The following is a 22,829-nucleotide window of genomic DNA, read 5'->3' on the forward strand; positions in this document are numbered from 1 at the left end:
ACCGATGAGACAGAACTTGACCGAGGAGAGTGCCGCGTGAGTGCCGAAACGACCGTGCCGTCCGCTCTGCTGGCCGGCGACGACGGTTCCAACTACACCGCTCGGCACCTGCTCGTCCTGGAGGGCCTGGAGGCGGTCCGCAAGCGCCCCGGCATGTACATCGGCTCGACCGACAGCCGGGGCCTCATGCACTGCCTCTGGGAGATCATCGACAACTCCGTCGACGAGGCGCTGGGCGGCTACTGCGACCGGATCGAGGTCGTGCTGCACGAGGACTCCTCGGTCGAGGTCCGCGACAACGGCCGCGGGATCCCGGTGGACGTCGAGCCGAAGACCGGGCTGTCCGGCGTCGAGGTCGTGATGACCAAGCTGCACGCCGGCGGCAAGTTCGGCGGCGGCTCCTACGCGGCCTCCGGCGGTCTGCACGGCGTCGGTGCCTCCGTCGTCAACGCGCTCTCCGCCCGGCTGGACGTCGAGGTCGACCGCGGCGGCCACACCCACGCGATCAGCTTCCGCCGGGGCACCCCCGGCATCTTCACCGAGACCAGCCCGGACGCCCCGTTCGAGCCGGCCAACGGCCTGACCAAGGCCCGCAAGGTGCCCAAGACCCGCACCGGCACCCGGATCCGGTACTGGGCCGACCGGCAGATCTTCCTCAAGGACGCCCGGCTCTCCCTGGAGAACCTGCACGCCCGGGCCCGGCAGACCGCCTTCCTGGTGCCCGGCCTGACCATCGTGGTGCGTGACGAGCGGCTCACCGAGAGCGAGAAGGTCGACGAGAGCACCTTCCGCTTCGACGGCGGCATCACCGAGTTCTGCGAGTTCCTGGCGCCCGACAAGCCGATCTGCGACGTGCTGCGGCTGCACGGCGAGGGCACCTTCAAGGAGACCGTGCCGGTCCTGGACGACCTCGGCCACATGACGCCGACCGAGGTCACCCGGCACCTCGGGGTGGACATCGCGCTGCGCTGGGGCGCCGGGTACGACACCACGCTCCGCTCCTTCGTCAACATCATCGCCACCCCCAAGGGCGGAACCCACGTCACCGGCTTCGAGCGCTCGCTGGCCAAGACCGTCAACGAGGCGCTGCGCAGCGCCAAGGTGCTGCGCGTCGCCGAGGACGACATCACCAAGGACGACGCCACCGAGGGCCTCACCGCGGTGGTCACCGTCCGGCTCGCCGAGCCGCAGTTCGAGGGCCAGACCAAGGAGGTGCTCGGCACCTCGGCGGCCAACCGGATCGTCGCGGCCGTCGTCGCCAAGGAGCTCAAGGCCTTCCTGACCTCCGGAAAGAAGGACGAGAAGGTCCAGGCCCGGGCGGTGCTGGAGAAGGTCGTGGCCGCCGCCCGCACCCGGGTCGCCGCCCGCCAGCACAAGGAGGCCCAGCGCCGGAAGACCGCGCTGGAGACCAGCTCGCTGCCGGCCAAGCTGGCCGACTGCCGCAGCGACGACGTCGACCGCAGCGAACTCTTCATCGTCGAGGGCGACTCCGCGCTCGGCACCGCCAAACTGGCCCGCAACTCCGAGTTCCAGGCCCTGCTGCCGATCCGCGGCAAGATCCTCAACGTGCAGAAGGCGTCCGTGAGCGACATGCTCAAGAACGCCGAGTGCGCGGCCATCATCCAGGTGATAGGGGCCGGTTCGGGCCGCACCTTCGACATCGACCAGGCCCGCTACGGCCGGGTCATCTTCATGGCCGACGCCGATGTCGACGGCTCGCACATCCGCTGTCTGCTGCTGACGCTGTTTCAGCGCTACATGCGGCCGATGGTCGAGCAGGGCCGGGTCTTCGCCGCCGTGCCGCCGCTGCACCGGATCGAGCTCACCAACCCCAAGCGGGGGCAGGAGAAGTACCACTACACGTACTCGGACGCCGAGCTGCGCTCCACGCTGCTGGAGTTCCAGCGCAAGGGCCTGCGCTGGAAGGACCCGGTCCAGCGGTACAAGGGTCTGGGCGAGATGGACGCCGACCAGCTGGCCGAGACCACCATGGACCCGCGCCACCGCACGCTGCGCCGGATCAACCTGGGCGACCTGGAGCAGGCCGAGAAGGTCTTCGACCTGCTGATGGGCAACGACGTGGCGCCGCGCAAGGAGTTCATCGTGGACTCGGCGGCCACCCTGGACCGCTCGCGCATCGACGCCTGAGCACCGCCCGTTCGTGCGAGGGCCCTCCACCCGCGGGTGGAGGGCCCTCGCGCACGTGCGTCCACCCGTCGTCCACCCCGGAGCCGATCAGCCCGGGGCACCGGATCCGTACCGTCGGAGAGGTCGGCCCGAAGCCCTTCCCGGACGGAGAAAAGCATCATGTCTGCCCAGCTCAACGTCGCTCTGGTGGTCGTGGTGACGGCACTGGTCCTCCAGCGTCAGATGCGTGCCCGACGGCTGGAAGCCGAACGCCGCTTCTGGGTGCTGCCGGTGGTCCTCGGAGCGGTCGCGCTGCGGGACCCGCAGCTGCTCGACCGCCGGGACACCGCGTGGTCCGCGGTCCTGGTCGGCTCGGGGCTGCTCGCGGTGCTCGCGGCGGGTTCGGTCTGGGGCTGGACCGTCCGGATCTGGCGGGAGGCGGACGGGGCGCTCTGGGTCCGGGGCACCGCGGCGACGCTGGCCGCCTGGGGCGGGCTGATCGCGATCAGGTTCGGCCTGTTCGGGATCGGGGAGGTCCTGCACCTGCGCCAGTCGAGCAGCGCCCTGCTGCTCGGGCTGGCGGTCCTGCTGCTGGTCAGGACGCTCGTGGTGAACTGGAGGGCGCGGGCGCTGGAGCCCCCGGGTCCGGCCGCCGTGCCGTGCTGACCGCCGTCGTGAGTTCACCAGGAGGAACGTTTGGTCGGCTACTGGACCCGCTGGCCGTCCCGTGAGGGGCTGCGGCACGACGCCGAGAGCCGGCCGCGGCGGGTCCTCACCGTGCTCGGCCGGCTCGTCGTCCTGGTCAGCGTCTGCTGGGGGACGCTCACCGGCGGCAGGTACGCCGGCTGGGCGGTGGTCGTCGTGGTGGTCGGGCTGGGCGCGGCCGTCGCCCTCGCGGCCGGCTACCTGCACGCCAGCTGGGAGCAGTGGGCGACGCGCTCGTACCTGCTGGCCGGCGCGGTCTTCGCGGCCGCCTGGCTGGCCGACTGGGGGCAGGCCTACCTGCTCTCCGACGTGCTCTGGTACGGACTGGCGGTGACCGCGGTGATCCGGCTGCCGCCCGCGCCCGCGCTGATCGCGGCCGGCGCCTCGCTCGGCTCGTACGCCGCGGTGAGCTGGGCGAGCTGGCTGAGCATCACGGCGACCGTCGGCGGCCTGCTGCTGCTCGGCTACCTGCTGCGGCTGGACATCGAGGCACGCGGCACCGCGCGCCGGCTGCTCGACCAGGAACGGGCCGCCCGGGCCGCCGAGGCGGAGAGCGCCGCGCTCGCCGAACGGGCCAGGATCGCCCGGGAGATCCACGACGTGCTGGCGCACAGCCTCTCCGCCCAGCTGGTCCACCTGGAGGCGGCCCGGCTGATGCTGGACGCCGGCACCGACCGGGAGCGGATCCGCGAGCGGGTGGTGGCCGCCCGGCGGATGGCGCAGGACGGGCTGGCCGAGACCCGGCAGGCGCTGTCCGCGCTGCGCGGCGAGTTCACCCCGGTCGGCGAGTACCTGGTGGAGCTGACCGGGGTGGAACGCGCGGGGTTCGCGGTGGTCGGGACACCGCGCCCGCTGGCCGCCGAGGCGGGGCTCGCCGTCCGGCGCACGGCGCAGGAAGCGCTGACCAATGTGCGCAAGCACGCCCCCGGCGCGCGCTGCACGGTCGAGCTGCGCTATCTGCCGCGCGACGTGGAGCTGGAGGTGCGGGACCAGCGGGCCGGACGGGCCGAAGCGCCCGGCGGACTGTCGGCCAGCGGCGGCGGGTACGGTCTGCTGGGGATGCGCGAACGCGCGGAACTGCTCGGCGGCACCCTGCTGGCGGGCCCCCACGAGGGAGGGTGGCGCGTGGTGCTGAGGGTGCCGGCATGACGGGACCGGCGGCCACCAGGGTGCTGGTCGCGGACGACCAGACGGTGGTCCGCGAGGGCATCGTGATGCTGCTCGGGCTGCTGCCCGGGATCGAGGTGGTCGGCTCGGCGGCGGACGGCGAGGAGGCCGTCGCGCTGGTCGCCCGGCACCGGCCGGACGTGGTGCTGATGGACCTGCGGATGCCGCGCTGCGACGGGGTCGAGGCGACCCGGCGGATCCGCGCCGGGCACCCGGGGACCGAGGTCGTGGTGCTCACCACCTACGCCGACGACGACTCGCTGTTCCCCGCGCTGAGGGCCGGGGCGCGCGGCTACCTCACCAAGGACGCGGGCGCCGAGGAGATCGCCCGGGCGATCGCGGACGTCCGGTCGGGGGCGGCGGGGCTCTCGCCGCAGGTGCAGCTGAGGCTGCTGGAGCGGCTGGCGGGGGACGCGCCCGCCGCGCCGGTCCCGGTGGTCGCGGGACCGGTTGCGGGGCCGGCTGCGGGGCCCGCGGCGCAGGAGCCCCCGGACGGGCTGACCGCGCGGGAGGCCGAGGTGCTGGGGCTGATCGCGCAGGGGCTCTCCAACCCCGAGATCGCCCGGCGGCTGTACGTCAGCCCGGCCACCGTGAAGACCCACATCAACAACCTGTTCGCCAAGACCGGCGTGCGGGACCGGGCGCAAGCGGTCGCGTACGCCTTCCGACACGGAATCACCGGGTCGCCGCAGTAGTCGGATGAGTGTCTGTCGGATCATCGATCACCTCATCGAGTGAACGTATCTGCGACGGGGGTTTGGGGGGTTCCGGCGCCTCCATCATGGTTCGCGTCACAACCCCCCGGCCCAGGAGCAGCCGTGCCACAACAGCAGACGAGAAACCCCGAGCCGGGAGGACAACTGGACTGGTGGGCGACGGCGCCCCTGCCCGCACCGGGGGCGGGGCAGGTGCCGGTGCCCGCGCCCGTGGCGCCGACGGAGTTCGTGCCCGGACCGGCGGCGGAGTTCGTGCCCGTGCCGGGACGGCAGTTCGTGCCGGGGCCGGAGCCCGTGCCCGCGACCGACAGCAGCATCGAGGTGTACCGGGCCGTCCAGCGGAGCGCGGCCTTCCAGCGCATCCGCCACAGCTACCGGACGTTCGTCTTCCCGGTCAGCGGCGTCTTCCTGGCCTGGTACCTGTTCTACGTGGCCGCCCAGGCGGCGGCCCCCGCGCTGATGCGCCGCCCGGTCGCCGGCCCGGTGAACGTGGCCTGGCTGCTCGGCCTGCTGCAGTTCGCCACCACCTTCCTGCTGGCCTGGCTCTACGCCCGCAACGCCCGCACCAAGCGCGACCGGGCCGCCCTGTCGCTGCGCTGGGACACCCAGGACCAGCTGCGATGAGGGCCGCCACCCCGCCCCCCGTCGCCCCCACCGGGGACCACCACGGCCTGGCCGTGGTGCTCTTCGCGGTCGTCGTCCTGGTCACCCTGGCGATCACCTTCTGGGCCGGCCGCCGCGGCAGCGCCGCCGAGGACTTCTACGCCGGCGGCCGCGACTTCACGCCCCTGCAGAACGGGTTCGCCCTCTCCGGCGACTACCTCTCGGCCGCCTCCTTCCTCGGCGTCGCCGGGCTGATCGCGCTGTACGGCTACGACGGCGTGCTCTACAGCATCGGCTTCCTGGTCGCCTGGCTGGTGGTGCTGATGCTGGTCGCCGAACTGGTCCGCAACGCCGGCCGGTACACCCTGGCCGACGTGCTGGCGCTGCGCCTGCGCCGCCGCAAGGTCAGGGCGGCGGCCGGTGGCGCCAGCGTGGTCGTCACGCTGTTCTACCTGGTCGCCCAGATGGTCGGCGCGGGCAGTCTGGTCGCGCTGCTGCTCGGCACCAACAGCGCCCAGGCCCGGACCTGGACCATCGTGGCGGTGGGCGGTCTGATGATCGTCTACGTCACGATCGGCGGGATGCGGGCCACCACCTGGATCCAGATCGTCAAGGCGTTCCTGCTGGTGGCCGGCTCGGTGGTGCTGACCGTGCTGCTGGTGGTCCGCTTCCACGGGGACGTCGCCGAGCTGATGCGGCAGGCGGCCCAGCACAGCGGCGCCGGGCAGCGCTACCTGGAGCCCGGGCTGAAGTACGGCAAGAGCTTCACCAGCCGGCTGGACTTCTTCAGCCTGGGCCTGGCCCTGGTGCTGGGCACCGCCGGCCTGCCGCACATCCTGTCCCGCTTCTACACCGTGCCCACCGCGCGGGCCGCCCGGCGCTCGACGATGTGGGCGATCGGGCTGGTCGGCGGCTTCTACCTGATGGCCATCGCGCTGGGCCTCGGCGCCACCGCGCTGATCGGCTCGGCCGAGGTGCGGCAGGCCAACTCGGCGGGCAACACCGCCGTTCCGCTGCTCGCCCTGGTGCTCGGCGGCGGCAACGGCTCGACCGGCGGGGTGGTGCTGTTCGCGCTGATCTCGGCGATCGCCTTCGCCACCATCCTCGCGGTGGTCGCCGGGCTCACCCTGGCCTCCTCGGCGGCGTTCGCCCACGACATCTGGGCGGGCGCCTGGCGCGGGCGGCCGCGCGGCGACCGGGGATCCCGGGGCGGTCGGGGTCTGCGCGGCCGGCGGGCCGCGGTGCCGGCCTCCCGGCGGTCGCACGGTGCGGCGGACGCCCGGGCCGCGGCGGAGGCGGACAGCGCGCCGGCGGCGGCCGAGCGCGACGAGGTCCTGGTCGCGCGGATCGCGGCGGTCGGGATCGGCGCGGTGGCGATCGTGCTGAGCCTCTTCGCCCAGCAGCTGAACGTCGCCTTCCTGGTCGGCCTGGCCTTCGCCGTCGCCGCCTCCGCCAACCTGCCGGTGCTGCTCTACAGCCTGTTCTGGCGGCGGTTCACAGCCCGCGGCGCGGTCTGGTCGGTGTACGGCGGGCTGATCCCGGCCGTGGTGCTGGTGACCTTCTCGCCGGTGGTCTCCGGCACCAAGGTGGCGCTGTTCCCGGGGATGGACTTCCACTGGTTCCCGCTGGAGAACCCGGGCATCGTCTCCATCCCGCTCGGCTTCCTGGCCGGCTGGATCGGCACCCTCACCTCGCCCGAGCCGGCCGACCCGGACCGGTACGCCGAGCTGGAGGTCCGCTCGCTGACCGGGGCCGGAGCGGTCTGAGCGGCTGAGCAGCGAACGACCCCCGGCGGGTACCCGCCGGGGGTCGTCGCACGTCGTGGCGGGTCACAGCTCCCGGAGGGCGGTGACCTCCATCCGGGACGGGGTGGCTGCGGCCTTGCCGCAACTCTCCGGGCGGGCCGGCTCGCTGATCCCCTCGGCCACCTCGACCTCCCAGGCCCGGCCGTCCTCGTGCCGGACCTCGACCCGCCAGCGGCCCGCGCCGTCCGGTCGCGAATCCACGGTCAACGCGTCGGCCCTGGTCCCACCACCGGCCAGCCGCACCGCCTGGTCGGCCGCCTGGCCGGGGCGGTCCCAGCCGGAGCAGCCGCGCGACCACTCCGGCACCATGTGGCCGGACGCCGTCGCCGCCAGCACCTCCTTGGCGGTCTCGGCGGTCAGCCGGCCGTAGGCGTAGCCGTACGGCAGCACCAGCATGGTGGGGGAGAAGCGGTGGCCGCCCAGGTGGGTCACCTCCCACACCTCGCTGTGGCCGGCGGCGACCAGGTCGGCGGCGAGCGGGCGGCCGAGCAGGGCGCAGCAGCGGTCCCGGCGGCCGTTGGTGCACACCAGGGCGATCGGGCCGCCGACGTGCGGTGCGCCGAGGCCGCCGTGGTCGCCGCCGCCCAGGGCCGTGAAGTCGAGGGCGAGCAGCTCCGCCGGGTCCGCCACCTCGTGGCGGCGCACCCAGCCGCGGCCGGGCGCCGGGACGGTGTGCGCCACGATCACCTCGTGCCGGGGCGTCGGCAGGCAGTCCGCGTGCCGCCCGGGCCGGCGGATGAGCGCCACCCGCACACCGGTGCCGGCGGCCGCGGCATCCAGCGCCCGCCCGACCGCCGGGTCCAGGTGGCTCTCGCCGAGCGCCTTGGCGCCCCACGGCCCGTTCTGCTCCACCAGTAGCCAGGTGCTCGCGGTCGCGGCGGTGGCGGCCAGCGGCTCCGACAGTTCACGCGACAGCGTCGCACAGGTGCTCACCCCGGTAAGGCTACCCTTCCCTCTCAGCCGAAGGCGGCCCGTACCCTCGCCTCGACATCGGCGGCCGGCACGGGTACGGCTGCCCCCGGGTCCGAGAGCGGGAGGTCGGCGAACTCCAGGTGGACACTGCGGACGATCCCCGCGAAGACCTCCGAGTACAGCTCCCAGTCCTCGGCGCACGGCGTGCTCAGCTCCAGCGAGAGCAGCCGGGACTCGTCGGGGAGCGGCAGATGGACCTGGACGACCGAGGTGGCGAGGGCCGTCCCGCCGACGGGGGTGGAGACCGCGTCGATCACCGCCACCGCCGGCCCGGCGGGCAGTTCCAGCTCGGTCACGGTGGCCTCACTCTGGAGGGTGTCCGTCACGGTGGTCCGGCCTTCGGGGTCGGGTGGGGCCGGAGCCGGGTGTCCGGCGGGCCAGTGCGGGTTCCGGAGCCGGTTGCGGGTGTCCGGCCGGCTCGGGGGCGCTGGGACGGGTACGCCGTGCCGGCGGGCCTCGACGAGGAGGGCCGGATAGGCGGCGGGCTGGGCCCGGACCCCGCTCCGCCGCCAGGAACGGAGCAGGAGCAGCAGCGGTCCGGTGGCGAGGAGGCGGCGAACAATCATGCGATGCGGGGAAGTTGGGGAGAGCGATCCGGTTGGGGGGAATGCCGCAGGGTGCCGAACGGGGTTCGGCGCCCTGCGGGGTGGGATGCGGGTCAGGCGGGGCCGGCGACGGTGGTGACGGGGGTGGTGACCGGGGTGCCGGAGCCGTCGCGGCGGGGGTCGCGCTCGGGGAGGTCGACCGGGACGCCCTTGGCGGTGGCGGCGCGGGCGGGGGCCGGGCCGGCCCAGGCGAAGGCGAGGGCGTCCTCGCCGCGCAGGAAGCGCTGGCAGCGGACGCCGCCGGTGGCGCGGCCCTTGCGCGGGTACTGCTCGAAGGGGGTGACCTTCCAGCTGGACTGGGCCTCGCCGGTGAGGGTGCCGGCGGCGCCGGCCACCGAGACCACCACCGCGTCGACGGCCGGGTCGACGGCGGTGAAGGAGAGCACCCGGGCGCCGTCCGCGAGCTTGATGCCGGCCATGCCGCCGGCCGGGCGGCCCTGCGGGCGGACCTGTCCGGCGGGGTAGCGCAGCAGTTGGGCGTCGGAGCTGATGAAGACGAGGTCCTCCTCGCCGGTGCGCAGCTCGACCGCGCCGACCACCTCGTCGCCGTCCTTGAGTGCGATCACCTCGAACTCGTCCTTGTTGGCGGGCCATTCGGGGACCACCCGCTTGACCACACCCTGCGCGGTGCCCAGCGCCAGGCCGGGGGAGGACTCGTCCAGGGTGGTCAGCGCGAGGACCCGCTCGTCGGCCTCCAGCCGGAGGAACTCGGTGGCGGCGGCGCCGCCGGCCAGCGTCGGCGAGGGGGTGGGCGGCAGTGCCGGCAGGTCGATGACGGGCAGTCGCAGGACCCGGCCGGCCGAGGTGACCACGCCGACGTCGGCGCGGGCGGTGGTCGGCACCGCGGAGACGATCACGTCGTGCCTGGCGCGCTTCTCGGAGAGCTCGAACGGCTCGCCGTCGGCGGTGCGGGCGAGCAGTCCGGTGGAGGAGAGCAGCACCCGGCACGGGTCGTCGGCGACCTCCAGCGGGACGGCCAGCGAGGCGGTCGGCGCGGCGCCGGCCTCCAGCAGGACGGTGCGCCGCTCGGTGCCGAACTGCTTGGCGACGGCGCCGAGTTCGCCGGAGACCACGCTGCGCAGCTTGCTGTCCGACTCCAGGATCTCGGTCAGGTCGGCGATCTCGGAGGTCAGCTTGGCCTGCTCCTGCTCCAGCTCGACCCGGTCGAAGCGGGTGAGCCGGCGCAGCGGGGTGTCGAGGATGTACGCGGTCTGCGTCTCGGACAGCGAGAAGCGCTCGATCAGCCGCTCCTTGGCCTGGGCGGCGTTGTCGCTCGACCGGATGATCGCGATGACCTCGTCGATGTCGACCAGCGCGACCAGCAGGCCCTCGACCAGGTGCAGCCGCTCCTGGCGCTTGCGGCGGCGGAAGTCGCTGCGCCGGCGGACCACCTGGAAGCGGTGGTCGACGTAGACCTCCAGCAGCTCCTTGAGGCCGAGGGTGAGCGGCTGGCCGTCGACCAGGGCCACGTTGTTGATGCCGAAGGTCTCCTCCATCGGCGTCAGCTTGTAGAGCTGCTCCAGCAGGGCCTCGGGCACGAAGCCGTTCTTGACCTCGATGACCAGGCGCAGCCCGTGCTCGCGGTCGGTGAGGTCCTTGACGTCCGCGATGCCCTGGAGCTTCTTCGCGTTGACGAGGTCCTTGATCTTGGAGATGACCTTCTCCGGGCCGACGTTGTACGGCAGCTCGGTGACCACGATGCCCTTGCGGCGGGCGGTGACCGCCTCGATGGTCGTGGTGGCGCGGATCTTGAAGGTGCCGCGGCCGGACTCGTAGGCGTCCCGGATGCCGGAGAGGCCGACGATCCGTCCGCCGGTGGGCAGGTCCGGGCCGGGCACGAACCGCATGAGGGTGTCGAGGTCGGCGTTCGGGTGCTTGATCAGATGCCGGGCGGCGGCGACGACCTCGGAGAGGTTGTGCGGCGGCATGTTGGTGGCCATGCCGACGGCGATCCCGGTGGCGCCGTTGACCAGCAGGTTGGGGAAGGCGGCCGGGAGCGCGAGCGGCTCCTGCTCGCTGCCGTCGTAGTTGGGCCCGAAGTCGACGGTCTCCTCGTGGATCGACTCGACCATGGCCATCGAGGCGGCGGTGAGCCGGGACTCGGTGTAGCGCATCGCGGCCGGCGGGTCGTCGTTGCCGAGCGAGCCGAAGTTGCCGTGGCCGTCGATCAGCGGCAGCCGCATCGAGAACGGCTGGGCCATCCGGACGACCGAGTCGTAGATGGAGGCGTCGCCGTGCGGGTGCAGCCGGCCCATCACCTCGCCGACCAGGCGGGCGCACTTGACGTGGCCGCGCTCCGGGCGCAGGCCCATCTCGTTGGCCTGGTACAGGATGCGGCGGTGCACCGGCTTGAGGCCGTCCCGGGCGTCCGGGAGGGCCCGGGAGTAGATCACCGAGTAGGCGTACTCGAGGAACGAGCCCTGCATCTCGTCCACGACGTCGACGTCGAGGATGCGCTCCTCGAAGTCTCCGGGGGGCGGGGTCTGCGAACTGCGGCGGGCCATCGCGGCGGGGCTCCCTTACGTCTCGCTTGCGTCTCGTCCACGTCTCGTCGGCGCGGTTGTGGCCGGGGCTGTCGGCGGGTCTGTCAACAGGGCTCGGCGCCCCCATTGTGGACCCTCCCGCCGACAGACCCGGCCAGCGCCCCTCTTCCGCCCCTGGCGAACGCCCTGTCCGCGCGGACACATCCATGGCGTTCGCGCGTTGCACCACAATGGGGGACGCCACACGAACCCCGACTTCGACGACGGGAAGGACCCGAGCGCATGGCCAACCCGGCCCCCGCCTCCCAGCGAGGCATCGCCATCACCGAGCACCGCCTGGCCAACGGCCTGCGCGTCGTCCTCTCCGAGGACCACCTGACCCCGGTGGCCGCGGTCTGCCTCTGGTACGACGTCGGCTCCCGGCACGAGGTGAAGGGCCGCACCGGGCTGGCCCACCTGTTCGAGCACCTGATGTTCCAGGGCTCCGCCAACGTCTCCAACAACGGGCACTTCGAGCTCGTCCAGGGCGCCGGCGGCTCGCTCAACGGCACCACCAGCTTCGAGCGCACCAACTACTTCGAGACCATGCCGGCCCACCAGTTGGAGCTCGCGCTCTGGCTGGAGGCGGACCGGATGGGCTCGCTGCTGGCGGCCCTCGACGAGACGTCGATGGAGAACCAGCGCGACGTGGTGAAGAACGAGCGCCGCCAGCGGTACGACAACGTGCCCTACGGCACCGCGTTCGAGAAGCTGACCGCGCTGTCCTTCCCGGACGGCCACCCGTACCACCACACCCCGATCGGCTCGATGGCCGACCTGGACGCGGCGACCCTGGAGGACGCCCGGGCGTTCTTCCGGACCTACTACGCGCCGAACAACGCGGTGCTCTCGGTGGTCGGCGACATCGACCCGGAGCAGACCGTCGCCTGGGTGGAGAAGTACTTCGGCAGCATCCCCGCGCACGACGGCAAGCAGCCGCCGCGCGACGGCAGCCTGCCGGAGGCGATCGGCCGGGAGCTGCGCGAGCTGATCCGCGAGGACGTGCCGTCCCGCGCGCTGATGGCCGCCTACCGGCTGCCGCACGACGGCACCCGCGAGGCGGACGCCGCCGACCTGGCGCTGACCATCCTCGGCAGCGGCGAGTCGAGCCGGCTCTACAACCGGCTGGTCCGCCGGGACCGCACCGCCGTCGCGGCCGGCTTCGGTCTGCTGCGGCTGTCCGGTGCGCCGAGCCTGGGCTGGCTGGACGTCAAGACCTCGGGCGACGCCACCGTCGAGCAGATCGAGGCGGCCGTCGACGAGGAGCTGGCCCGGTTCGCGGCCGAGGGTCCGACCCCGGCCGAGCTGGAGCGCGCCCAGGCGCAGATCGAGCGCGAGTGGCTGGACCGGCTCACCACGGTGGCCGGCCGCGCCGACGAGCTGTGCCGCTTCGCCGTGCTGTTCGGCGACCCGAAGCTGCTGAACGACGCCCTGCCCAAGGTCCTCGACGTCACCGCCGAGGAGGTGCGGGAGATCGCCGCGGCGCGGCTGCACCCGCAGAACCGGGCGGTGCTGGTGTACGAGCCGACACCGGCCGAGGACACCGCCGACGACACCGCTGCCACCGCCGAGACCGACGAGGAGGGCGCCGCCGTATGAGCACCGAGTACGTTCCCGCCATGACCTTCCACCCCCAGCCCCAGCCCGGCACCCCCACCCCGTGGGCGTTCCCGGCGCCGGAGCGCGCCGCGCTCGGCAACGGCATCACGGTGCTGCACTGCCACCGCCCCGGGCAGCAGCTGGTGGCCGTCGACGTGCTGCTCGACGCGCCGCTGGCGGCGGAGCCCGAGGGCGTGGACGGCGTCGCCTCGATCCTGGCCCGGGCGTTCAGCGAGGGCACCGACACGCTGACCGCCGAGGAGTTCGCGGCCGAGCTGGAGCGGGCCGGCGCGACCCTGGACGCGCACGCGGACCACCCGTGCATCCGGGTCTCGCTGGAGGTCCCGGCCTCCCGGCTGGCCCGCGGCCTGGACCTGCTGGCCGCCGCGCTGGGCAGCCCGGCGCTGCCGGAGGACGAGATCGAGCGGCTGGTCGCCAACCGGCTGGACGAGATCGTGCACGAGCAGGCCAACCCGGCCCGGCGGGCCGCCAAGGCGCTCTACGCCGAGCTGTTCGACGGCGCCGACCGGCTGTCGCGCCCGCGGGCGGGCACCGCCGAGACGGTCAAGACGATCGACCGGGCCGCCGTCCGGGCGTTCTACGAGGCGCACGTGCGGCCCGCGACCACCACCGTGGTCGTGGTCGGCGACCTCACCGGCACCGACCTGCCGGCCCTGCTGGAGTCCACCCTGGGCGCCTGGAAGGGCTCCCCGGCCGAGCCGGCCGCGCACGCGCCGGTGACCGCCGACGACACCGGCCGGGTGATCATCGTCGACCGGCCCGGCTCGGTGCAGACCCAGCTGCTGATCGGCCGGATCGGTCCGGACCGGCACGACCCGGCCTGGGCCGCGCAGATCCTCGGCACCTACTGCCTGGGCGGCACTCTCACCTCCCGGCTGGACCGGGTGCTGCGCGAGGAGAAGGGCTACACCTACGGCGTGCGGGCCTTCGCCCAGCCGCTGCGCTCGGCCGCCGACGGCAGCGGGCGCTCGCTGCTGGCGATCAGCGGCTCGGTGGACACCGCCTCCACCGCCCCGGCGCTGGCCGACACCTGGACCATCCTGCGCACGCTGGCCGCCGAGGGGCTCACCGACGCGGAGCGCGCCGAGGCGGTGCAGTTCCTGGTCGGCGTCGCGCCGCTGAAGTACGAGACGGCGGGCTCGGTGGCCGGCACCCTGGCCGACCAGGTCGAGCAGCACCTGGCCGACGACTTCCAGGCCGAGGTCTACCGGCAGCTGGCCGAGCTGCCGACCGCCGCCGCCACCGAGGCCGTGGTCAAGGCCTTCCCGCCGGACCGGCTGGTGACCGTCCTGGTCGGCGACGCCGCGGCGTTCGCGGACCGGGTGCGGGAGCTGGGCATCGGCGAGGTGACAGTGATCAGCGCCTGACCCGCAGGCCCCGAGGGGCCCGGTGGAGCGTTCCGACGCCCCGCCGGGCCCTTCGGCGTTCCCCGGCGTTCCCGGTGCTAATTCCCTTGCGGACGCCGCGCGGTGCGTGGGTAGATATCCCCCGGCAACCGGTGCACACCCGGAGAGGAGGCGGTCACCATGCGGGTCGAGCGAACTCGGCAGAGCTCCCCGAGACCGTCCTCCCGATGCCCCTTGGCCGCCTGAGCGCCGCCGACCCCTGACATCCCCGCGCCGCGCCGGGTCCCTTCGCGCGGCATCCCCCGCGGGCGCACGCCCCGCCTAGGCTTGAACCATCCGACCTTGGAGGTCGTTGAACCATGTCGTACACCGAGGTACCCGGCGTCCGGGTTCCGATCCGGATGTGGACCGACCCGGCCGCCGTCGAGGGCCAGGCGATGCAGCAGCTGCGCAACATCAGCTCGCTGCCCTGGCTGCACGGGCTCGCCGTGATGCCCGACGTCCACCTGGGCAAGGGGGCGACGGTGGGCTCGGTGATCGCGATGCGCGGCGCCGTCTGCCCGGCGGCGGTCGGCGTGGACATCGGCTGCGGGATGAGCGCGGTGAAGACCTCGCTCACCGCGAAGGACCTGCCGGACGACCTGTCGCGGCTGCGCTCGCGGATCGAGCAGGCCATCCCGGTCGGCCGGGGCCTGCACAGCGACCCGGTCGAGCCCGGCCGGCTGCACGGCGTCCCGGCCGGTGGCTGGGACGACTTCTGGCGGCGCTTCGACGCGGTCGCGCCCGAGGTGAAGTGGCGCCGCGAGCGGGCGGCCCAGCAGATGGCGACGCTCGGCGGCGGCAACCACTTCATCGAGGTCTGCGTCGACGACACCGGCGCGGTCTGGCTGATGCTGCACTCCGGCTCGCGCAACATCGGCAAGGAGCTGGCGGAGCACCACATGGGCGTGGCCCAGTCGCTGCCGCACAATCAGGGACTGATCGACCGCGACCTCGCGGTGTTCGTCGCGGACACCCCGCAGATGGCCGCGTACCGGCAGGACCTCTTCTGGGCGCAGGAGTACGCCAAGCGCAACCGGGCGCTGATGATGGCGCTGTTCCAGGACGTCGTCCGGCGCGAGTTCCCGCGGGCGAAGGTCGGCTTCGACGAGGTGATCAGCTGCCACCACAACTACGTGTCCGAGGAGCGCTACGACGGCGTCGACCTGCTGGTGACCCGCAAGGGCGCGATCCGGGCCGGGGCCGGGGACCACGGGATCATCCCGGGGTCGATGGGCACCGGGTCGTACATCGTCCGCGGGCTGGGCAACGAGGCGTCGTTCAACTCGGCCTCGCACGGCGCCGGCCGGAAGATGAGCCGCAACGCGGCGAAGAAGCGGTTCACCACGCACGACCTGGTCGAGCAGACCAAGGGCGTGGAGTGCCGCAAGGACGCCGGTGTGGTGGACGAGATCCCCGGCGCGTACAAGCCGATCGAGAAGGTGATCGAGCAGCAGCGGGACCTGGTGGAGGTCGTCGCGCACCTGAAGCAGGTGGTCTGCGTCAAGGGCTGAGCCCGCCCCGCCCGTCGTCCCGTCACCGAGCCCCCGGCCGTCCGGCCGGGGGCTCGGACGTGCTCGGACGTGCTCAGACGTGCTCCGGTGTGCTCAGGCGCCGTCCCGCCGGGGGTTGAGCCGCCGGTAGCCGGGGTGCACCCCGGCGGTGAGCTGCTGGGCCTCGGCGACCCGGCGCAGCAGTTCTCCCAGGGCGATACGTTCCTGCGGGTCGAGCCCCGCGCAGATGGCCTCCTCGTGGGCGAGCGCCGCCTCGGCCAGCCCGCGCATCGCCTCCTCGCCCTTGGGTGCGAGGTAGAGGTCCTGGAAGCGGCGGTCCTTGGGGTTGCGCCGGCGCTCCACCAGGCCGCGCTCCTCGATGGCGTCGACGAAGGCCACGAAGCGGCTGGGGGACATGCCGAGCCGTCGGGCGAGCTCCTGCTGGTGCTGGCCGGGAGCCAGCGCGACCGACCGGAGCAGACCGGCCTGGGCCGGGGTGAGGTCCAGTTCGGCGACCCGCCGGGCGAAGGCCTGGCTCGCGTGTTCGCCCAGCTGGGAGAGGAGGAAGGCGACCTGGGATCCCTGCGGGCCCGTGTGCGGGATCGGTGCGGGGTCGGGAGCTTCGGTCATGGAAACACGATAGCAGTGGACAATGATGTCCTCGGGTGAACTATTCTGGATCTGGAACTACCGGCGTCGGCGCCGATCCGTGCCGCGCGGCGCCCTGCCCAACGACCCGTTCTCGACTGGAGCGCCCCATGACCACGACATCAGCGGTGCCGGCCGCCTCCGCCCGGCGTTCGCAGTCAGGGCCCCCCTTGCTGCTGCCCGCCGTGGCGTTCGCGGCACTGATGGTGGTGTCCATCGTGCTGGCCCGGCAGACCCCGCTGCCCACCGACTCGGCGGCCGACACGCTCGCCTACTACAAGGACCACGCGACCGCCGCGAAGGTCGCCGGGACGCTGCAGTTCGGTGCCTCGCTGCCGCTCGCGGTCTGGGCCGCCGTCGTCTACGAGCGGCTGCGCCGGCTCGGCGTGGTCGCCCCCGGCCCCGGCATCGCGCTGGTCTCCGGGGTGCTCGCCGCCGCGTCCATGGCGCTGTGCGGGCTCACCGTCTGGGCCGCCTCCCGCGCCGGGGACCTCGGCGACGCGCCGCTGGCCCGTTCGCTGGCTGACCTCACCTTCGCCTCCGGCGGCCCGGGGCACGTCGTCCCGTTCGCGGTGATGCTGGCCGGGGTGGCGGTGCCGATGCTGCTGCTCGGCTTCGGGCCGAAGGGCTTCGCCTGGGCCGGCCTGGTGCTCGCCGGGATCGGCGTGCTCGGCACCCTGGCGCTGCTCTCCACCAGCCTCGGGTTCTTCCTGCCGATCGCCCGCTTCGGCGGTCTGATCTGGCTGATCGCGGCCAGCGTGATCCTGCCGAAGCAGCGTCCGCGCCGCACCGCCTCCTACGAGTCGGAGGCGGAGCCGGCCTGAGGCCGGCCCATCGTGACTGCTCCGGTGCGGTGACGGCCCCGGCCCCCGTTGGTGGTGCTCCGGGGTGCGGCCGTCCCGGCCGGGGGAGAGCGACGGGGCGCGGCGCCGGGAGGCGCGGCGGACCGGTCGCGACCGAGCGGGCCGATGGGCTCGTGAGGAAAAGGGAAGGCGGCGCGGCGGTGTCCTGGGGAGGAAGGCCGCCGCGCCGCCGGCCGTCGTACGGCGACCGGAGGGGGGTCGCCGGCCGTCGGCCGCGGGTGTGTCGGGGCGCGGGTGCGCGGGACGGGTGACGGGGCCCGGTGCGCGCGGGAGGCGCCCGGCCGTCAGGCCGCCGGGAGGCGGCGGTCGAGAACGGCGAGAATCAGCTCCTCGATCCGGCGGGCCACCGTCCCGCTGTCGCCGTCCGGCCCGGCCAGCAGGTCGAAGGTCTCGAAGCTGGTCAGCATGAAGAGCAGCTCCACCAGTTCGTCGAGCCCGGCCTCGCCGACCTCCGCGCCGCGGTCGTCGAGCAGCCGGCCGAGCACCACCTTGAGGCCCCCGCGCCGCCGCTCGCCCCGGCTCTGCAGCGCGGTGTCGAGCTCCGGGTCGAGGATGCCCAGGCCGCGCAGCCGTCGCAGGGCGATCCGACCGGAGGCGTAGAAGCCGGTGAGGACGTCCAGGACGGCGGAGAGCGCCTCCCGGCCGCTGGGCGCCATGAACGCCGCGGGCATCCCGGCCATTCCGCCGCGCTGGGCCAGGTCGTCGAAGAGCGCCTCCAGCAGGCCGGTCTTCGAGTCGAACTGGTAGTAGACGGTCATCCGCGCCACCCCGGCGGTCTTGGCGACGGCGTCCATGCTGAACGAGGCCGGGCCCTTCTCCCCGGTGAGCAGCTCACAGGCCGCCTCCAGAATGCGGGTGCGGGTCTGTTCGGCGGCAACCTGGCGTTGGCCGGCTCGGTACTGGCGTGGGCTCATGGGCTGTTGACGTCTCCTGAGGCGGGTGCTATGACATTCATTGTACACTCAGTCTATATAAAAATACGGGGGCAGGGAACCGGTCCGGTACGGACCGCGCCCCGGACCCGTGGAGGACCGGCGCCACTCCCACACACGACATCTCTCCACTGCGGAGGCCACGATGAGGTATCGCCATGTGAGTGTGCCGAGGCTCGGCGGAGCCGAGGTCCTGCGGCTGTCCAGCGACGAACTCCCCGCCCCGGCCGTGGGCCAGGTCCGGGTCAGGGTGCTCGCCGCCGGAGTCTCCTACGGTGACATTCTGCTCCGTGCCGGCGTCATCCCCGGCGGGCCCAAGCGCCCGTTCACTCCCGGATACGACCTGGTGGGGGTGGTGGACCAGGTCGGACCGGGCACCAGGGCCCCCGAACCGGGCCGGCGGGTCGTCGCCCTGGTGCGCAGCGGCGGATACGCGGAGTACGCGCTCGTCGCCGCCAACCGCCTGGTCCCGCTGCCCGACGGGGTCGACCCGGTCGAGGCCTCGGCGCTCGCGCTCAACTACTTCATCGCCCAGCAGATGCTGCACCGGGTGGCCGAGGTCCGGCGCGGCGGGACGGTGCTGGTGCACGGCGCGTCCGGCGGGGTCGGCACCGCCTTCCTGGAGCTGGCCGCGCTCGCCGGGGTCACCGTGTACGGCACCTGCTCCGCCGCCCGGGCCGAGCAGGTGCGCGCGCTCGGCGGGCACCCGATCGACCGGGCCGAGGACTTCCTGCGGGTGGTGCGCGGACTGCCGGGCGGCGCGGTGGACGCGGTCTTCGACCCGGTCGGCGGACCGCACTTCCTGCGCTCGTACCAGGCGGTGCGGCGCGGCGGCGTGATGGTCGGCTTCGGCCAGAACGCCGCGCTGCGCGGGACCGACCAGCGGGACCTGCTGACCGGCGCCCAGGGGTTCCTGGGCGGCATCGTGCTGCCCAAGCTCATCCCGGACGGGAAGCGGACCCTGTTCTACAACGCCTGGAGCCTGGAGAAGTCCCACCCGGCCGCCTACCAGCAGGACCTCGCGACCGTGCTGGAGCTGCTGCAGCAGGGGCAGGTCAACCCCCGGGTGGGCCGCACCATGCCGCTGGACCGGGCGGCGGACGCGCACCGGGCGATGGAGAGCGCGGCCGTCACCGGGAAGATCGTGCTCGTCCCGGCCGCCGCGCCTCCGTTCCCGGGGCGCGGCACCGTGACCGGGGACGGGGCAGGAAAGGTTCCCAGCGTGTTGGGGATTCCCGACCCATGACGGTGGGACGGCCGGTCCGCAGGATGGCCGTAGCACCGCTTCCCCCCGCTGCCGTCCCGCCGGAGGCCGTCCGATGCGAACCGCCCTGCGCCGTGCCCACCGTCGTCTCCTGCTGCGCCGGTGGGCGCGGCGGACCGGCCGCTACCTGGCGGACGGACTGATCTGGCTCGGACTGGCGATGGGGGCGCTCACCTCGCCCTCCGCCCTGCCGGGGGCGCGGAGGCCGGAGGACGTGCTGCCCCCGCCGGGGGTGCCGGAGTGGCACCCGGAACGGGCCGGAGCGCACCCCGCGCCGCTGACCCGGTGCGAGGAGGAGCTGTGGGGGCGCCTGCTGGAGCGCTGACCGGGCCCGGGGTCGGCCGGCTCAGCTGCCGAGGCCGGCCCGCCGGGCCCGGACGGCCGCCTCGGCGCGGTCCGCGACCTGGAGCTTGCTGAAGATCCGGGAGAGGTAGTTGCGCACCGTCTTCATCGAGAGCCCGAACTCGTTGGCGATGTACGCGTTGTTGCGGCCGTCCGCGAGCATGGTGAGCACCGCCATCTCCCGGGGGGTGAGGTCGGGGAACGGCTCGCGCTCGGGGGTCGGCCGGCGGACCTGCGCGAGCAGGCGGGCGGCGGCCTCCGGGCCGAACAGCGCCCCGCCCTGGCTGACCGCGGTGATCGCGCGGCGGACGTCGTCCAGGCCGGCGCCCTTGACCAGGTAGCCCCGGGCGCCGGCCCGGACCGCCGCGACGATGGAGTCGTCGTTGTCGTCGGCGGTCAGCATCACCACCGCCACCCTGGGGTGGCGGGCCAGCAGGGTGCGGGTCGCCTCGATGCCGTCGGTGCCGGGCATGCCGATGTCCATCAGGACGACGTCGGGTGCGAGCCGCTCGACGGCGGAGAGCACGTCCGCCCCGCTGGACGCCTCGCCGACCACCGTCAGCGAGTCGATCCGGTCAAGGAGTTGGCGTAAACCCGCCCGGAACAGCTCGTGGTCGTCGACGACCAGGATGCGCAGGTTTCGGGGCACGACCGGGTCCATGGGGCTCCTAGGGGAGGGTGAGGGAGCGCGGGAGACGAGCGGGAATCCGGGTGTGGACGCGGGTCGGTCGGGCACGGACTCCGCGACGGCCCTGGGCCGGGGAGGAGGGGGCCGGGCGGGGATCAGGCGAGGCCGGTGCCGTCGATCAGCGCCGAGTGCGGCAGCCGGATCCGGACCGCGGTGCCGTGCGGGGTCCGGGACGCCACCGAGAAATCACCGCCGAGTTCCTTGGTGCGGACGCACATCGACGGAAGTCCGATTCCGCGGACGGCGTCCGCCGAAATGCCGATCCCGTCATCCTCGATCGACAGGTCGAGGCCGCCCCTGCCGACCGACGCGAAGATCCGGCAGACCGAAGCCCGGGCGTGCCGGGCGACATTGGCGACGGCCTCGCCGGAGATTTTCTTCAATTCCGTCTGGACCTCGGCCGGGAAATCGTCCATGACGGTCGGCAGCTCCGTGACGAAGCGCAGCCGGCCGGCCCCGGCCTCCTCGAAGGCGCGGACCTGGCGGTCCAGGAACTGGCGCAGCGTCCCGGTGGACTCGACGGCCGGCGGTCCGGAGCGGTCGAGGTCCCTGATCACCTGGCGGACGTCGGCGATGGCGGTGCTGACGTCCTCCCGGGCCTGTGCCAGCAGGGCCGGCGCCTGGTCGGCGTCGCAGTTCAGGTTGAGGCCTGCCAGCTCCATCCGCATGTGCAGGGCGGCCAGCCGGGGAGCCAGCGAGTCGTGCAACTCCCGGCGGAGGCGGCGTCGTTCGTCGAGCCTGGCGGCGGCGTCCGGACAGCCGGACTCCAGATCGGCGGCCACCGGGGCGGTCGCGGCGGGGGCCGGCCGGCGGGGCTGGGACGGCGGCAGACCGGCCGCCCCGAGTCCGGTGACGAGTCCGAGCAGGACGCTCACCAGTCGGCCGATCCGGTCGGAGGTGTTCCGTTCGCCGCGCGTAGTGAGTGCTGCAGCACTTCCCGGGGCCAGGGTGGTCGGTCTTCGGTCACCCCTGCCGGAGGGTTTGAGTATCTGGTCCAGCATGGTTCCTGAGATCCCCCCGTCGCTCGCGTCTGACCCACTGTGCACGGGCGTTTCCTGGCGCGGGGAAATGGAATTCCTCAGGCATGTCCGAAAATCGGCACAACGAACCCCGGACTTTCGGTTCGTCGCGCCTAACAATGCCGTGATCCCAATCCACCCGGGACAAGACCTTAGGCGCGCCGTTGCACAGGGCGCAAGGGTGGGCGAGTCGGGCCGGGGAGGGGGGTGCGACGGATTCGGACACTTGGTTGCACCCATGTGAGTGAGCACTTACCCTCATGGAGTCGGGCCACGAGCACGACCGGCGAACGAGGCGCGCGGCGCCCCGCCGGCGTCCCCCGGAGAGCCGAGGAGGCGACCCCATGGGCACATCCCGCACCACTGATCTGACGCTCGATCAGATCGCAGAGATCTACCGGACGATGAGCGTGATCCGGGCCTTCGAGGACCGTCTGCACGGCCTCGCGAAGAGCCTCCCCGGCGCGGTCCACCTCTACAGCGGGCAGGAGGCCGTCGCCGCGGGCGTCTGCGCGGCCCTCGCCCCGGACGACTACCTCGCCAGCACCCACCGCGGCCACGGCCACGCGATCGCCAAGGGCTGCGACGTCGAGGCGATGATGAAGGAACTGCACGGCCGGCCCGACGGGATCTGCGGCGGCAAGGGCGGCTCGATGCACATCGCGGACTTCGACCGCGGCATGCTCGGCGCCAACGGCCTGGCCGGCGGAGGCGTCCCGCTCGCCTGCGGCGCTGCCCTGACGGCCCGTCAGCAGGGCACCGGCCAGGTCGCGGTGGCCTTCACCGGCGACGGCGGAGCCAACCAGGGCGCGGTGCTGGAGAGCCTGGTGCTGGCCCGGATGCTCGACCTGCCGGTCGTCTTCGCCGTCGAGAACAACGGCTACGCCCAGGCCACCCCCGCGGACCGGCACTTCTCCGGCACCGACATGGCCCAGCGCGCGGCCGGCTTCGGGATCCCCGGCGAGGTGGTCGACGGCTACGACGTGCTCGCCGTGCACGCCGCCACCGCCGAGGCGGTGCGCCGCGCCCGGGCCGGCGAGGGCCCGACCGTGCTGGAGTTCCGGGCCGAGCGCTTCCACGGCCACATGGAGCTGTGGGACGACCAGTCCTACCGCCCGGGCGCCGACCCGGAGCGGCTGCGCACCGAGTCCGACCCGCTGCTGCTGCTCCGCTCCCGGATCGCCGACGGCACCGTGGCCGGTCCCGCCGCCTTCGAGCTCGACCGGATCGACCGGGACGCCACCGCGCTCGTCGACGCGGCCGTCGCGGCCGCCGCCGAACCGTTCACGGCCGACCCGCGCAGCCTGCTCGACCACGTCTACACCCGCTGACCCGCCCCGGAGGAGGGATCCA

Annotated in this window: 20 protein-coding genes; 13 read left to right on the top strand and 7 right to left on the bottom strand. The window is 73.5% G+C overall.

What is annotated here, in order from left to right:
- Nucleotides 1-36: 36 nt before the first annotated feature.
- The 6 genes from ACFVFS_RS13665 to ACFVFS_RS13690 all read left to right on the top strand — a co-directional run bounded on the left by ACFVFS_RS13665 (nt 37) and on the right by ACFVFS_RS13690 (nt 7,084).
- Nucleotides 37-2,148, top strand: a complete 2,112-nt coding sequence (locus ACFVFS_RS13665; protein ID WP_380623531.1) for a type IIA DNA topoisomerase subunit B — start codon at nt 37-39, stop codon at nt 2,146-2,148.
- 159 nt (nt 2,149-2,307) lie between these two features.
- Nucleotides 2,308-2,793, top strand: a complete 486-nt coding sequence (locus ACFVFS_RS13670) for a DUF1453 domain-containing protein (protein WP_380623533.1) — start codon at nt 2,308-2,310, stop codon at nt 2,791-2,793.
- 30 nt (nt 2,794-2,823) lie between these two features.
- Nucleotides 2,824-3,981 (top strand): sensor histidine kinase, encoded by a 1,158-nt coding sequence (locus ACFVFS_RS13675; RefSeq protein WP_380623535.1) that lies wholly within the window; start codon nt 2,824-2,826, stop codon nt 3,979-3,981.
- Nucleotides 3,978-4,694 (top strand): response regulator, encoded by a 717-nt coding sequence (locus tag ACFVFS_RS13680; protein ID WP_380623537.1) that lies wholly within the window; start codon nt 3,978-3,980, stop codon nt 4,692-4,694. Before ACFVFS_RS13675 ends, ACFVFS_RS13680 begins: the two co-directional genes overlap by 4 nt.
- A 123-nt stretch (nt 4,695-4,817) precedes the next feature.
- Nucleotides 4,818-5,339: a DUF485 domain-containing protein gene (locus ACFVFS_RS13685; protein ID WP_380623539.1), complete on the top strand. Its 522-nt coding sequence runs from the start codon at nt 4,818-4,820 to the stop codon at nt 5,337-5,339.
- Entirely contained in the window at nt 5,336-7,084 is a 1,749-nt protein-coding gene (locus tag ACFVFS_RS13690; RefSeq protein WP_380623541.1) for a cation acetate symporter, read from the top strand. The genes ACFVFS_RS13685 and ACFVFS_RS13690 overlap by 4 nt, the downstream gene beginning before the upstream one ends.
- A gap of 63 nt (nt 7,085-7,147) precedes the next feature.
- Here ACFVFS_RS13690 and ACFVFS_RS13695 read toward each other — a convergent pair whose 3' ends face one another.
- From ACFVFS_RS13695 to ACFVFS_RS13705, 3 genes are all read right to left on the bottom strand, one after another.
- Nucleotides 7,148-8,056 carry a sucrase ferredoxin gene (locus ACFVFS_RS13695; RefSeq protein ID WP_380623543.1) on the bottom strand — a complete coding sequence of 303 codons (909 nt, stop codon included), beginning with the start codon at nt 8,054-8,056 and terminating at the stop codon, nt 7,148-7,150.
- A 23-nt stretch (nt 8,057-8,079) separates the two neighbouring features.
- Nucleotides 8,080-8,661 carry a hypothetical protein gene (locus ACFVFS_RS13700; RefSeq protein WP_380623545.1) on the bottom strand — a complete coding sequence of 194 codons (582 nt, stop codon included), beginning with the start codon at nt 8,659-8,661 and terminating at the stop codon, nt 8,080-8,082.
- A 92-nt stretch (nt 8,662-8,753) separates the two neighbouring features.
- Entirely contained in the window at nt 8,754-11,204 is a 2,451-nt protein-coding gene (locus ACFVFS_RS13705; protein WP_380623547.1) for a DNA topoisomerase (ATP-hydrolyzing) subunit A, read from the bottom strand.
- 261 nt (nt 11,205-11,465) lie between these two features.
- On the opposite strand from ACFVFS_RS13705, the gene ACFVFS_RS13710 reads away from it, so the two are divergent.
- The 3 genes from ACFVFS_RS13710 to ACFVFS_RS13720 all read left to right on the top strand — a co-directional run bounded on the left by ACFVFS_RS13710 (nt 11,466) and on the right by ACFVFS_RS13720 (nt 15,741).
- Entirely contained in the window at nt 11,466-12,821 is a 1,356-nt protein-coding gene (locus tag ACFVFS_RS13710) for a M16 family metallopeptidase (RefSeq protein WP_380623549.1), read from the top strand.
- A gap of 20 nt (nt 12,822-12,841) precedes the next feature.
- Complete coding sequence (locus ACFVFS_RS13715) at nt 12,842-14,209, top strand: M16 family metallopeptidase (RefSeq protein WP_380623666.1); 1,368 nt, start codon at nt 12,842-12,844, stop codon at nt 14,207-14,209.
- A gap of 338 nt (nt 14,210-14,547) precedes the next feature.
- Nucleotides 14,548-15,741: an RtcB family protein gene (locus tag ACFVFS_RS13720; protein WP_380623551.1), complete on the top strand. Its 1,194-nt coding sequence runs from the start codon at nt 14,548-14,550 to the stop codon at nt 15,739-15,741.
- A gap of 93 nt (nt 15,742-15,834) precedes the next feature.
- Here the strand turns inward: ACFVFS_RS13720 and ACFVFS_RS13725 are convergent, their stop codons facing one another.
- Nucleotides 15,835-16,350, bottom strand: coding sequence for a MarR family winged helix-turn-helix transcriptional regulator (locus ACFVFS_RS13725; RefSeq protein ID WP_380623553.1), 516 nt, complete (start codon nt 16,348-16,350; stop codon nt 15,835-15,837).
- A gap of 128 nt (nt 16,351-16,478) precedes the next feature.
- On the opposite strand from ACFVFS_RS13725, the gene ACFVFS_RS13730 reads away from it, so the two are divergent.
- Nucleotides 16,479-17,192, top strand: a complete 714-nt coding sequence (locus ACFVFS_RS13730; RefSeq protein WP_380623555.1) for a DUF4386 domain-containing protein — start codon at nt 16,479-16,481, stop codon at nt 17,190-17,192.
- A gap of 323 nt (nt 17,193-17,515) precedes the next feature.
- Here ACFVFS_RS13730 and ACFVFS_RS13735 read toward each other — a convergent pair whose 3' ends face one another.
- Nucleotides 17,516-18,145: a TetR/AcrR family transcriptional regulator gene (locus ACFVFS_RS13735; RefSeq protein ID WP_380623556.1), complete on the bottom strand. Its 630-nt coding sequence runs from the start codon at nt 18,143-18,145 to the stop codon at nt 17,516-17,518.
- Nucleotides 18,146-18,323: 178 nt separating this feature from the next.
- On the opposite strand from ACFVFS_RS13735, the gene ACFVFS_RS13740 reads away from it, so the two are divergent.
- Together ACFVFS_RS13740 and ACFVFS_RS13745 are read left to right on the top strand one after the other, a co-directional pair.
- Nucleotides 18,324-19,409 carry a medium chain dehydrogenase/reductase family protein gene (locus tag ACFVFS_RS13740; protein ID WP_380623558.1) on the top strand — a complete coding sequence of 362 codons (1,086 nt, stop codon included), beginning with the start codon at nt 18,324-18,326 and terminating at the stop codon, nt 19,407-19,409.
- Nucleotides 19,410-19,482: 73 nt separating this feature from the next.
- Nucleotides 19,483-19,752 carry a hypothetical protein gene (locus tag ACFVFS_RS13745; protein ID WP_380623560.1) on the top strand — a complete coding sequence of 90 codons (270 nt, stop codon included), beginning with the start codon at nt 19,483-19,485 and terminating at the stop codon, nt 19,750-19,752.
- Nucleotides 19,753-19,773: 21 nt separating this feature from the next.
- Here the strand turns inward: ACFVFS_RS13745 and ACFVFS_RS13750 are convergent, their stop codons facing one another.
- Nucleotides 19,774-20,430: a response regulator gene (locus ACFVFS_RS13750; RefSeq protein WP_380623562.1), complete on the bottom strand. Its 657-nt coding sequence runs from the start codon at nt 20,428-20,430 to the stop codon at nt 19,774-19,776.
- A gap of 122 nt (nt 20,431-20,552) precedes the next feature.
- Nucleotides 20,553-21,458: a sensor histidine kinase gene (locus ACFVFS_RS13755; protein ID WP_380623564.1), complete on the bottom strand. Its 906-nt coding sequence runs from the start codon at nt 21,456-21,458 to the stop codon at nt 20,553-20,555.
- Between the two features lie 362 nt (nt 21,459-21,820).
- On the opposite strand from ACFVFS_RS13755, the gene ACFVFS_RS13760 reads away from it, so the two are divergent.
- Entirely contained in the window at nt 21,821-22,807 is a 987-nt protein-coding gene (locus ACFVFS_RS13760) for a thiamine pyrophosphate-dependent dehydrogenase E1 component subunit alpha (protein ID WP_380623566.1), read from the top strand.
- The last annotated feature ends 22 nt before the right edge of the window (nt 22,808-22,829 follow it).

Source organism: Kitasatospora sp. NPDC057692 (genome assembly GCF_042799475.1).
Taxonomy (GTDB): domain Bacteria; phylum Actinomycetota; class Actinomycetes; order Streptomycetales; family Streptomycetaceae; genus Kitasatospora.